Source organism: Planctomycetia bacterium (genome assembly GCA_021413845.1).
Lineage (GTDB): Bacteria > Planctomycetota > Planctomycetia > Pirellulales > PNKZ01 > PNKZ01.
On sequence record JAIOPP010000154.1, the window covers coordinates 1 to 11,842 of the forward strand.

The following is an 11,842-nucleotide window of genomic DNA, read 5'->3' on the forward strand; positions in this document are numbered from 1 at the left end:
GATCTCCAATTCCGCTTCCCGTAACTTCTGAATGATCTGCTCGACCTGCAAACGCTTCGTGCCCATGATCCCCTCCCTTTTTCAAGTGATGGTCGTCAGTCTACGACTGACGACCGGACTCGTTTAAGGGGGGCAGGTCACACTTCCGACTCGGCTCCTTGCCCCGTCTGAATCTGCAAGTGCGACCAACTCGCTTCGGGAATGCGCGCAGCCGTCAACGCTTTCAACACGGCCGCGCCGTCGATCTGAAAGTGAAGCCGAGCGAAGCCTCGACTCTTACCCGGAGCGACGACGGAATCGACCGTCACTCGACCCAAGATCCGACGCAACAAGATCGCCGTCCGAGAGAGATCCTCTTTCAGCATCGTCGACAGCTCGGTCAACTGCTCGCCGAGCCAACCGTCGTTCGGCACCTCGACCACCGAGTTGAGCAATCGTCGAGCATGATCGATGCGCGATTTGAGCTCTCCTTCTTCCCCTTCGAGCTGAACCGCGAGTTTGCGGATCGCGTCCGTGCTATTTCCGGCTGCGAATTCTCGCGCGAGGTTCTCCGACTGACTACGGACTTGATCCAAGCGACGTTCGTCTTTCGCCACCGCCTCGGGAACGGCGTGAGCGAGTTCCTCCGCCTTGCGGCGTGCGACCTGCGCCGCGTGCTGAAGCCACGCAGGAGTTCCGGTGCAGATCCCCGCCAACAATTCGAGCAGGCAAGCCTCCGTTTGCTCGAACTTGACGCCGGTGCGCATGTCGCATGCCCCTTGCCCGGCGCGGGGACACGCGTAGTATGCCTTCGAACTGCTGCTCTTGTAGTGCATCCGTGCTCCGCACTTACAGAACAAGAGCCCGCCGAGCAGACTGTTTGGGAACGCGACCGAATGATGGACTTTCGGACCGCGCTTTTTCTGCCAATCCTTCTTGCCGTAGATGTCGCCCAGCTCTCGGAAGCGAGCCTGCACCTTCTCCCAGGTCTCGGCATCGAGGATTCGCAGGTCGGGTCTCTCTGCGCGAGCCCAATCGGCTTCAGGAACGGCTGTTTGCCGCGCCCGTTTCTTTTTTAGTTTCCTCCCCGAATCGCGGATCGTGGTCGTCTTATTCCGAATCCACTTACCGGTGCCGTATTTCTCGTTATTGAGGATGTTTCGGACCGACGTATCGCTCCAGGGACGATTTTTGGCGCGCCGGTTTCGGGGCGCTCCTCGTTTCTCGAGTTCGGCCGCGATTCGACTGTACGACCATCCTAAGATGAACCACAGCGCCATCTTGATGATCCAGCACGATTCCGATTCCTTGATTCGGACGTCTTTTTCCGGCTTCGGGCCGCGCCCGGTTCGTTGCGCCTGCTCCGGATAAACGTAGAACGATTCGTAGCCGTAGGGATAGTCGCCGGCCGTCAGATTGCGAAGCAAACGGCCGGTTTGACCGCGGCGGACCAAGGGGCCGAGGCTGTCGATGACCATGGAGTTCTTCATCTCGACGACTTTGACCCGCATCTCCCACCCGGGCTGGGTCGTGTCGATTCCTTCGGCCGTCGAAATGAACCGGCCCCCCTCGAAGACGAGATCCTTGATGAAGTCGAGGGCATTGCCGGCGCGAGTCAGTCGCGATTGATCGTCCACGAGTAGTAAGGCTACTTCCTTGGCGTAGACCATCGCTTGCAACTGCACGAACTTGTCTCGATGCACGTCCGTTCCCGAATGCGCGTGATCGTGAATCACCATCGCTTGGGAATGATCGATGCCGAGACGATCAAGCGCACGGCGCACCTCGCGCTCTTGGTCCTCGCAGCTAAGAGGGTTCTGTAAGTCGGTCGAGTAACGCGTGTAGATAACGATTCGGCGAGTCATAAAAACCATCCCTTCGGGGCGACTACGTTAGTAATCGCCGCCTTTAGGGTGGATTTCGGTTGCTTGCGTCTCGTCCGAGCTACTTACGCGATTTCGCGTAAAGCCCGGGCTCGACGTGCCGCAGCACCGCATCTCGTTCGATGACAACGAGTTTCGGCAACATACGACGGATCAACCGAAGTCCCTTGGTTTCGTGCACTAAGGGGAAACGCCAGTCGCCCCGACTCGCAAGGCTTGTCGCAACTTGTTTGTGACAAGCCTTTTGCATTGGTGCCATCGGTTTCTACTGAATGAATGGGCTCGTTGTCTACGCTGCCCATCTTGTCAGGAATCAGCCCCAGTTCGCTACAGTTCTCAGGGTTTGGTGCAGACAGGGGTGCAGATTTTCGCGGTGCCGTCTGCACCTCACAGCGCATCGTGTCGCGGGTCAGCGGCAGCGCCGGAAGCGCGTCGAGCGCTGCGTGGACGTCGAGCAACTTCGGATCGGTGTAGGTGTTCATCGTCAGATCGATCGACGAGTGACGCATCGCAGCCTGCGCCGTGCGGGGCGCTACGTTCCCCTTGCTCAAGAGAGTGCCGAAAGAGTGCCGCAAAGCGTGAACGTCCAGGGTGCGGCCGCGCTCGTCTCGCTTTTGGATGCCCGCGTGCTTCAGGTCGCGGTTGAGGATGCGTAGCAAGCCGCTCGGCACGTTGAATAGCTTGGGGCTGACGTCGCCGGCGTTCGCTCCGATCCAGTCTCGCAGGTCGGCCACGAGATCGGCTCGCAGGGGGATCGCGTCCTTCCCGATTCTTCTCGTCACCGGGATTGAGTTGAGCGAACGGCATCGCTCCATCGAGTTCAAGCTGCCCGATGGTCAACGTCGCGAGTTCGTTCTTTCGCAGACCGGTCAGCACGAGCATTTTGTAGATCAGCGCTCGTTCGCGGCCGAGCCGATCCAGTCGGGTATGCACGTCGTTCCGTAGGACCGCAGCTTGCCGGCCCTTTCGCTTCCCTCGGCGGATCGTCGATAGGTCGTTCAGCGGCCGATGCCTCGCAACGTCCAGCAACTTAATCAACTCAGCCTCGGTCATCGACCGTCGCTTCCGTCGCTGATCTGCCTTAGCGTCGGCCTTTGCAACGTCCGTGAACGGATTCGTCAGCAACCGACCGACCGAGGGCTTGCAGCACCAATTGCAGAACCCGACGAGCGACTCGCGGAATCCGTTCCGATTCCCGGCAGACATCTTCTTATCAGTCTGCTGGGATAGCCACGACTCGAAAGCCGCTGCTTGATGCGACCGCTGTAGCGTACCGAGCTTCGTCCAACTGCGATTCGTCGTCGGACTGCAAGGTATCGATCAAGAAACCACCCGCGCCGGGCAACACCGAGAAAGTGTCGAGACTTTCGCCGTGCGACAGGCGCGCGTGCCTTGTTAGAATAGTGACCATTACGAGCCGGGATCGGTTCCAGGCTCAAGACGGCCGCGAAATGTCCGCTGAAAGCCATGTCGCTCACGATGATGCTCAACCCTTCGAGAATGATTTCGCCGTTTTTACTGGCCTTGCTGGTGCTGAAAAGCAGCCCTGCATACACGGCCGAGCCGACGTTTGCGGAGGCTCGGAAGCAACTCATAGCCACCTGGGAAAGGGCGAGCACGGGACCGGAGAAAGCCGCCGCGCTCATCGACCTCGGCGGCACGTATGCGTCTGAAAAAAACCATGCCGCCGCGCGTGCCGAGTTCGAGAAGGCGCTCGCCACGCAAGGCATCGCTCCCGATCAAGCCGGAGAGGCGTTGCTGCATCTCGCGGATGGCTACGCTTGCGAATACAAGTGGCAGCCCGCCCATGCGGCGCTGGAGAAGGCGATTGCGCTGAGGGGTGTCTCGAATGCAGTTAAGATCGACGCCCACATCGCGGCCGGAGTCATTTTCGAGAAGTACGGGGACTGGACGAAGGTGAAGGAGGCGTATTCCGAAGCCTTAAAGTTCACCGACATGGTCCCCGAGCGGAAAGCGGCGGCTCGGAGAGCCCTGGCGAAGGCGCTCGTGAATTTGAAGGAGTATGCCGCAGCCCGCGCCATGATGCGGGAACTCCTCGCCGCCGAGACCGCTCCTACGGATGCGGTTCCTCGATCGATCCCGCAAACCGTCTTGAAGGAATACGTGGCTGGCGAGATATCGCCGGAGACGGAGAGGGCGATGATTCAGATGTCCATCGCCAAGACGCTGCACAATGAGCGGAGCTTCGCCGAGGCTCGCTCGGAGTTTGCGAAAGCGCAGGCGATGTCGGGACTCACGGACGCGTTCAAGGCGGAAATCCAACTCTATATCGGCCTGAGTTATTACGACGCGAAGGACTACGAGCGCGCCGAGCCCGAACTCGCGAAGGTGCTGACGTTGCCCGGTGCGGGAACCCGTCCGGCGTGGGACGGCGGGCGCATCGGATACGTCCCCGCGCGCGAGGCGCTGCTGCGCCTGCACCTGCGAAATCTCGTTGCTGAAGACCGGAAGGTCCTGAAGGTGCTGTTCATCGGTTCGAGCCACACGTTGCGGGGGGACATTCCGGAACTGGTCGCGAAGCTCGCGGCGTCGGCTCCGGCCGATCGGCCACGGATCGTCGTCGGCGACTACGTTCGGATGGGGACGGCGATCAAGACGTTCTGGAATGCCGGGGATACGCCCGACACTGCGCGCGGCGTCATCGCGGCCGAACCATGGGACGCAGTCGTCTTTGAGACCTTCTACAACATGCAGGCCGATGAACTGTTGAAATACGGAACGCTTTTCGCGGATCTGATCCGCGCTCGGAATGCCGCGCCGGTCATTTACGAGAGTCCGATCGCCAGGGCGTCGGCGTATCCCGCCGTGTTCCAAAAGTTTCACGACGACAATCTGGCGCTGGCCAAAGCTCTCAAGGCACCTGCGGCACCGAGCGTCGCCGCCTGGATGCGCTACTTGGGACCGAAGCCGACGCCGGAACGATTCGCTGCTGTGTATGCAGACTGGATTCACGCCACACCCGCAGGCGCTTACATGTCGGCCTGTTGCATTTACTCGGCGCTGACCGGCTACAGTCCTATCGGCTTGGCTCACCCGAACCTCTCCGCCGCCGAGGCAAGCGTGTTGCAGCAAGCGGCGTGGCAGGCATTCCAGGAAACCAATCCTAATTTGAAGCGCTGACGAATGGCTCTTGAGTTTGGATCAAGCAAGCGGAGGTTGATTGTCTACTGCATCGGAAAAGCGAATCGGGATCATTAGCGAGGATAAGTCGTTAGCCGAGCGAATACCTGCGGTGTGATCGCCGAGTCATAAGTTCTATTCACGTTCCCTTCGGTAACTTCCAGCGAGGCCTTCATGATCGAGCAGATTCTTCACATGACGAAGACGGCCGACGGCGTTTATCGCATCGGGCTATCGATTCCACCGGGCGTGCCGCTCGATTACGCCGAAATACAGATGCTGGACATTGCAGGGCCGCACGAGATGATCGAAGGCTCTCATATCGTCGAAACCAACGACGGAGAGACTTGGTTGAAAGATCGCGAACGGATCGGCTTCACGATCGTGCGCAACGACGTGCAGAAGATCGCACCGAAGACTCCGCAAGCCAAGGCGATCACGCTCGGCAAGAACTACGATCCGCAAGAGATCGCAACTCTCTTCGGTAAGTCGCTCGACGACGTGAAACACTGGCAGAAGAACTGGTTCTCCGGCAAGGGCCCGCGACTCCACTGCCGCACGCCGACCGGCGGCGGCCCGGCGCACTTGAGCAGCGCATGGGACCTGCTGATGTTCATTGAACATTTTCCGAACGCGTTCGCTTAACAGCCGAACGGCTTGAGGGATAGTTGAAGCCGTTCCTGCGGTGGTTGAGCTGCGCCTTACGACCTCTTCCGCGTGACGAGGTCGTAGATCTCCGCATCCCAAGACAAACTGGAGACCTTTTCCAGTCCCCCCTTGGCGTCGATGCGGTAAGCGGTGAGCGTGGCCCCGGTGGATGCGGAGACGAGCAGATACTCGCCGCCTGGAGAAAGCGCGAGCCCCCAGGGAATTTTGTCCGTCGGTGTCAAACCGAGCAGCTCGACTTCACCGTTTGCGTGCAACCTGTAGCGGACGATGCGGTCGAAGTCCTGGCTGTGCCCTCGCAGTCCGGCGAAGATGAACTTGCCGTCGGGCGTGATCTCCAGGTCGGAGGCGCTCAGACCTTGTTTCGACATGCCGTCGGGCAAGACCGGTATATCCTGGCGAAAGACGAGTTGACCGTCGGGCCGGCGCTCATAGGTGGAGAGGCCGATGCCCTGCTCATTCGTGAAATAGACCATCGGCAAGGCAGGGTGATAGACGCAATGTCGCGGACCGGTCCCCTGCGGCGGCTTGGCGTCGAGCGGTTCGAGCGGCGTGACGGCCCCTGTGGTGGCATTGAATCCGTATTGCAGCAGCGCGAGGTTGCCTTTCACGTAGGGAACATAGAGGAACTTGTTGTCGGGCGAAGTCAGTACGCAATGGGCCTCTTTTTTTCCCTCGTCCACGGTTGCCAAGGCCGTCCCCGGCACTCCGTTTTCATCCAGACGATAGACATTGAGCCGACCGTTTCCGTAGCTCACACCCATGAGAAAAGTATGGCTGCGATCGAGGCTGAGATAGGCCGCATCGTCGTTGAATGCAATCGTTTGATGTTTCACGTAGCTGCCGTTTTCCGACAAAGTGACGATGGCTCCCGGGACCTTGCCCCGCTCACCGCCGAAACTCGAGATGTAGAGAAGCGGCTTTTTCGGATGTGCGACGATGACGCCGCCGCGGATGCCCAGTTCCGGCTTTTCGGCCGGCTTCAAGTCTAGACCACCGTCGGCCTTGGGCACGGCGTCGACGACCCAAAGCGTCTGCGTCTTGCTGCCGGGCGCATAAACACGAAAAGCTTCTTCCGCTTGTGACGAGCCGACCATCGTCATGCCAAGAAGGCAACCGATTGCAGTCGCGACGACGAGAGAAATGCATGGCGCATTCGGCCGAGTAGGACTGTCGAAAGAAACCGACCGAGAGTGACTTTGGGGCTTCATGTTTTTCTCATCACTGGGACCAGTATTACGCTACTTCGCCTCACTTGGTCGGATCTTGGCGATCAGTTCCCGAACTTCGGGCTTGTCGCCGATTTTTTTCGCGAGGGCGAGCGCAACTCGAGTGCCGTCATCTCTTAGTTCGGGAGTCTCGGTTGCCGCGACGGCCATGCGGAGCGCCGCGATGCTTTGCGTCCGCCCGAGCACCTCCAGCACCAGCTTCTTCTCTTCCGTACGCTGGGCGACCGCCCATGCTTGTTCGCACATCGCCACGCGCTGAGCGTCCGCCTTGATGAATTGCCGAGCGAAACGAATGTAACCCCGCAGCGCGTTCACCTGGTGATTGGCGCTCGGCGCGGTCTTCGCCAAATCCAACAGCACGGGAGCCGCTTCCAAATTCAACGACTTGCCCAACACGCGGACGACGATTTCTTGAAGTTGCGGATCGTTTCCCTTGCCGGCTGCGCTCATGATTTCCAACGACTTGGCGCCTCCCATCGCGCCGACGATTTCCAACAAGGTGCCGTTCGTCGGTGCGGGCGCGCTCGCCATGGCCAGCGCGAGCTGCTCGGCACAGGCATCTCCTTCGGGCATGCGAACGCAGGCCGCCAGCAACGCCTGCTGAGCCGCCTGGGCGTCTTCCGCATGCTTGGGGGCCGTGGCCTCGGAAATCAAAACCGAAAGGTCCTTCAGGCCGATCGTGGCTCCCAGTGCGGAGAGTGCAGCGCGACGAACGGCGACGTCGGAATGGCCCGTCAGCTTGACGAGCTCAGGCGTCGCTTCGACGCGACGCAGGCCGACGATTTCGATCAAGAGGGGCGACGCGGCATCTTGAGCGGAGGCCAGACGCGACTTAAGGTCGGCATCGATTTTCTCGCCCGGCAACGCGGCCACCGCACTCTTGGCGGCTGCCGCTAGTTCGGCGTCCTGCCCGGCGGCGATCGCGAGCAGCGGTTCGACGAGGGTGCCATCGCCTAAGCGGGGAAGAACCGCCAGCGCCGCAATTCGCACCTCCTTGGACCCGCTCAATGCGGTTTGCAGTACGGCTGGCAACACGGTCTTGTCGCCGCGGTCGGCCAAGACGTTCAGCAATAAGGCTGCGCGCTCGGGCGCAGCGCCGACGAGCTCAGCCGACAAGGCCGGCGATACTTCCGCACCGGGAAGCTCGCGGGCCGTGCTCAAGCCGATTTGAAAAAAGGATTTGTCCGGCGACTTGAGCTGTTCGATCAACAGCGGGATTCCGCCCGCGCGTCGCGCCAAAATAGCGCCGCGAGTCGCCTCCAGGACGTTCTGCTTGGGAACTTCCGCCTTGCGGACCTCGTCGTAGACCGCGACCGCTTCGTCGTGATTGCCGGCGGCCAGGAGACGCTCGGCACACAACACGCATCCTTCAGCGACGGCCGTCTTAATCGGGGCCGGGGCGGCGGCCAACGACGCTCGCAGCGCCTTCAGAGCGGCGGAGTTTCCAATGTGCCCCAGCGCCACCACTGCGGCCGATGCCGTTTCCGCGTCCGGATCCTGCACACGAGCCGTCAAGACCTCCACCGCGCCCGCATCCCGTCGAACCCCGATGGAGTTGATCACGCCGATCAACAACTTTCCTTTGAGCGCGGGAATGGCCCCGCGCAGGGCTTCGTCGGCCGCCGATCCGGGAATGGCTTCCAGAGCAATTCGCGCCCACGAGGCCAGTTGCTCATCGGTCAACAGCTTCGCCAACTCCGGCACCGCCCCCTCCGAACCGTAGACCGCCAGCAGCTTACAAGCCGGCGCCTTCGCCGCGGCCGGCGCATCGGAGCGGAGTAGCTGAATCAATTCGGGCTCGGTTGGATGACCCGGCTTGGAATTCTCTTGAGCCTCGGCCGTCGTCGTCGCCAACAGAAGTACCGAGAACAAAACAAGGCAGCCTGCGGTGAATCGTGTCGTATGCATGAGAAGGATCCTGATCGTTAATTGAGCCTGAGTGTGCGGAGCAAGACGAAAGCCGTGGTCGCCTTAGAGCCTCCACGGTTCACGCAGGGCCTCGGATCGCAAACGATTGGCTTCAGCGTCGCCGACGAACTCATTCTTCGAGTGATCGTAGGTGACCTTTCGATCGAGGAAGATGGCAATGTTCGCGGCGTTGCAGGCGATGTGCGCCTGGCAGGCTGCGTCGACGTTCCCCTTCGGTCGGCCGCGGGTCTTCACGCAATCGAGGAAGTCGCGCACGTGGAAGGTCGCGGGATAGCCGTCGATTTCTTCCACCTTGCGTCCGGCCAACAGCGCCGGCGAACTCAGCACGAGCTTGCCGCTATCGCCCGCTTCGACCCAGCCTTGATCCCCCTCGAATCGCACTGGGCACGAACCGAGCGGGAGCCAATCGGTTTCGCGGAAGATCAGTTCCACGCCGTTCGCATAGCGGGCAGACAGTTTGCCGTCTTTCGGCGGGTGGTATTCGACTGGTGCTGGGCAATCGTCGACGGCCCATTGGCAGAGGTCGACGCAATGCGAACCCCATTCGAGCACTCCGCCGCCGATGATCTTCTTACCGTTCTCCACCTTCAGTCCGCCGACGAACCCGCCTCCTTTTTCGAAGTTGAATCCGTCGAGGAGCGTTTGATTGAACGGCCGCCAGGCCGCCGGGCCCAGATACATGTCCCAATCGACCGCTTCCTTCGCAGGCTCGGTCTCGGCAGGCAACCAATCGCTCATCAGCGTGAGCATGCCGCGCGGATGCGCGTAAATGGTCTTCAGCTTGCCGAGCTTTCCGGTGCGCGCCAACTCGCAGGCATAAGCGAAGTGCGGCAGATTGCGTCGCTGCGTGCCGACCTGAAACACTCTTCCCGTGCGGCGAATAATGTCGGCCAGCTGCAGGCTTTGCGCGATGTTCTTGGCGCAAGGCTTCTCGCAATAAAGATCCGTGCCTGCCTTCGCTGCATGCGCGGCCATCGTCGCATGCCAGTTCGGCCCCGTGGCGATCAGCACGGCGTCGATATCTTTGCGATCGAGCAGTTCACGAAAATCGCGATACGTGGCGCAGGCGTCGTTTCCGTGATGGGCATCGACCGTTTTCTTGACCAGCGTGCGACGCGATTCCTTGATGTCGCACACGGCGGCGAACTGCACATCCTTTTGTTCGAGGAAGCAGCCCAGGTCGTACATGCCGCGGTTCCCGATGCCGATGCCCCCCACGACGATCCGCTCACTGGGCGGAACCGTGCCGTTGAGACCGAGGGCGGAACCGGGAATGATCGTCGGTGCCGCCACGGCCGCACCGACTGCCGAGGCGGCCGTCTTCAAAAATCGCCGCCGCTGAATCCGGATTGACTTGTTCGACATGACTGCTCTCCTGCTCGTGCTGATGAGTGAACGGCGAATGCACGCCTGGGTAAGATAACGGGAGAATCGTTCCCCAACAGCATACGGCTGCGGCATTCGTGTTTCTATGTCTTCCGGGAGTATTGCCTTAAACTCCCTGACTAAGACATGGTACCGGCCAAAAGCGCACGGCACGGAGATCGGTGGACCTGCGCTCCTGCCGCCAGATGGTGAAAGAACGCTTAAAATGCTCTTTGAAGATCCCTGCCTTGGTGTGACGCCCGATAAGTGTTCGACGCTCAATTCGGCCGTCGACCGTCGATTGTCGTCCGCGCCGCTGCTAAACAAAGCCGTCATTTGGGTGCTATATCCACGGCGGAGCCGGTGGATGCTCGCGGCGCGGTTAGTTGCTGCGGTTTCGATTGCCGTCTGTTCGGCCGGTGGCTGCTGGCGACCGACGGTACCGGCCGCGCCGGCCGAACTGCCGTTGGACGAGCAGATCGCCGCCGTGCGGGCCGGGCGAAGCGATCGAATTTCTTTTGACCGGACGCCTCTCGATAGTCACAGCGAAGCCGGCCGAAAGCAACTCGACGCGCTGGCCGGCTTGCTTACGCTACGCGTGTTGCAGCTCGATCACTCCGACAATCGCCTCTCGCCGGCCGATGCGGCGCGCTTGCTCGCGCTGCCCGAGTTGGGGCACATTCGTTTGCGCGGCGTGCCGGTCGATGATGCGACGATGGCCGGCATTCCGGCTACATCCAAGCTGCGGATCCTCAACTTGCCGAATGCCGATCTGACCGATGCGGGCTTCGCCGCCCTGCAACGATTGCCGCAACTGGAACAATTGCGGCTGCGCAGTCCACGCGTCAGCGGCGCCGGCTTACAGGCCTTGAAGACATTCCCCGCACTGCTGCGGCTGCACTTGATCGATGTGCCGGTCACCGATGCCGGCCTGCGCGTGTTTTACGAGTTGCCGCAATTACAGTCGCTGTATTTGGATGGCGCTACCCTCAGCGACGCGGCCTACGATGCGCTCTTCACAGCAAGGCCCGATTTGCACGTGCATCTCAATCAGCGGCATCACGATCGCGACCCGCATAATCACCCGCACGCCGACGCGGGGAAGTCGTAATTCGGGGGGAATTTGTCGGCCGGCGGCGCTCGCAACCGACCAACGCAGCAGTTACCATAGGGCATCGTCGCGAGTGGGCCGACGCGCCCGTCGTGGGCGATGCGTTGCGGCCGCAGTGTCGTTCGACATGCGCGCGTCGCCTAGCAAACTGTTCTGAGTTGGGAGAATTGCCGCCATGCCTCGGCTTACAGTTCGGAAGTTCGTTATCGGTTCGGTCGTGGGAACTCTGTTAATCGGCGCCGTGGTCGCTTGGTCGCCTACGGCCTGGTCGTTACTGCGGGAGCCCAAGGCAGCGACCGACATGACGGTGGCAGCCGATGCGTTCCTCGCGTCGCTCGACGCCGGCCGGCGCGAGAAGGCCACGATGGCCTACGACAACGCGGCCCGCACCGACTGGCACTTCATTCCGAAGCCGACGCGCAAAGGCCTGCAGATTCGTGAGATGGATCAGGCTCAGCGTAAGGCGGCGCTCGCCCTGTTGCGGGCCTCGCTCAGCCAGACCGGTTACGACAAAGCCGCGAAGATCATGGAGCTCGAGC

At 61.0% G+C, this 11,842-nt stretch carries 9 protein-coding genes; 4 read left to right on the forward strand and 5 right to left on the reverse strand.

Annotation, left to right across the window (positions count from 1 at the left end; translation table 11 throughout):
- Positions 1-137: 137 nt before the first annotated feature.
- Positions 138-1,844, reverse strand: a complete 1,707-nt coding sequence (locus tag K8U03_25425; protein ID MCE9608240.1) for a recombinase family protein — start codon at positions 1,842-1,844, stop codon at positions 138-140.
- Between the two features lie 83 nt (positions 1,845-1,927).
- Positions 1,928-2,596 (reverse strand): tyrosine-type recombinase/integrase, encoded by a 669-nt coding sequence (locus tag K8U03_25430; protein MCE9608241.1) that lies wholly within the window; start codon positions 2,594-2,596, stop codon positions 1,928-1,930.
- 733 nt (positions 2,597-3,329) lie between these two features.
- Here K8U03_25430 and K8U03_25435 point away from each other — a divergent pair.
- Together K8U03_25435 and K8U03_25440 are read left to right on the forward strand one after the other, a co-directional pair.
- A complete protein-coding gene (locus K8U03_25435; protein ID MCE9608242.1) occupies positions 3,330-5,003 on the forward strand; it encodes a hypothetical protein in 1,674 nt (557 codons plus the stop codon).
- Positions 5,004-5,177: 174 nt separating this feature from the next.
- Positions 5,178-5,648: a hypothetical protein gene (locus K8U03_25440; protein MCE9608243.1), complete on the forward strand. Its 471-nt coding sequence runs from the start codon at positions 5,178-5,180 to the stop codon at positions 5,646-5,648.
- 56 nt (positions 5,649-5,704) lie between these two features.
- Here the strand turns inward: K8U03_25440 and K8U03_25445 are convergent, their stop codons facing one another.
- The 3 genes from K8U03_25445 to K8U03_25455 form a co-directional block, all read right to left on the reverse strand.
- Entirely contained in the window at positions 5,705-6,772 is a 1,068-nt protein-coding gene (locus K8U03_25445) for a lactonase family protein (protein ID MCE9608244.1), read from the reverse strand.
- 138 nt (positions 6,773-6,910) lie between these two features.
- The gene (locus tag K8U03_25450; GenBank protein MCE9608245.1) at positions 6,911-8,806 is read right to left on the reverse strand and encodes a HEAT repeat domain-containing protein; all 1,896 of its coding nucleotides are present in this window, start codon (positions 8,804-8,806) and stop codon (positions 6,911-6,913) included.
- A 63-nt stretch (positions 8,807-8,869) separates the two neighbouring features.
- Positions 8,870-10,192, reverse strand: a complete 1,323-nt coding sequence (locus K8U03_25455; protein ID MCE9608246.1) for a Gfo/Idh/MocA family oxidoreductase — start codon at positions 10,190-10,192, stop codon at positions 8,870-8,872.
- Positions 10,193-10,418: 226 nt separating this feature from the next.
- Here K8U03_25455 and K8U03_25460 point away from each other — a divergent pair, with 226 nt between their 5' ends.
- Complete coding sequence (locus K8U03_25460; protein MCE9608247.1) at positions 10,419-11,303, forward strand: hypothetical protein; 885 nt, start codon at positions 10,419-10,421, stop codon at positions 11,301-11,303.
- 175 nt (positions 11,304-11,478) lie between these two features.
- Positions 11,479-11,842 (forward strand): DUF3500 domain-containing protein (locus tag K8U03_25465; protein ID MCE9608248.1); only part of this gene is annotated, 364 nt, incomplete at its 3' end.

Excerpts from the sequence above, each read along its gene's own strand:
- K8U03_25425 (MCE9608240.1), bottom strand. The coding sequence starts at position 1,844 with ATGACTCGCCGAATCGTTATCTACACGCGTTACTCGACCGACTTACAG.
- K8U03_25435 (MCE9608242.1), top strand. The coding sequence starts at position 3,330 with ATGTCGCTCACGATGATGCTCAACCCTTCGAGAATGATTTCGCCGTTT.
- K8U03_25440 (MCE9608243.1), top strand. The coding sequence starts at position 5,178 with ATGATCGAGCAGATTCTTCACATGACGAAGACGGCCGACGGCGTTTAT.
- K8U03_25445 (MCE9608244.1), bottom strand. The coding sequence starts at position 6,772 with ATGACGATGGTCGGCTCGTCACAAGCGGAAGAAGCTTTTCGTGTTTAT.
- K8U03_25450 (MCE9608245.1), bottom strand. The coding sequence starts at position 8,806 with ATGCATACGACACGATTCACCGCAGGCTGCCTTGTTTTGTTCTCGGTA.
- K8U03_25455 (MCE9608246.1), bottom strand. The coding sequence starts at position 10,192 with ATGTCGAACAAGTCAATCCGGATTCAGCGGCGGCGATTTTTGAAGACG.
- K8U03_25460 (MCE9608247.1), top strand. The coding sequence starts at position 10,419 with ATGCTCTTTGAAGATCCCTGCCTTGGTGTGACGCCCGATAAGTGTTCG.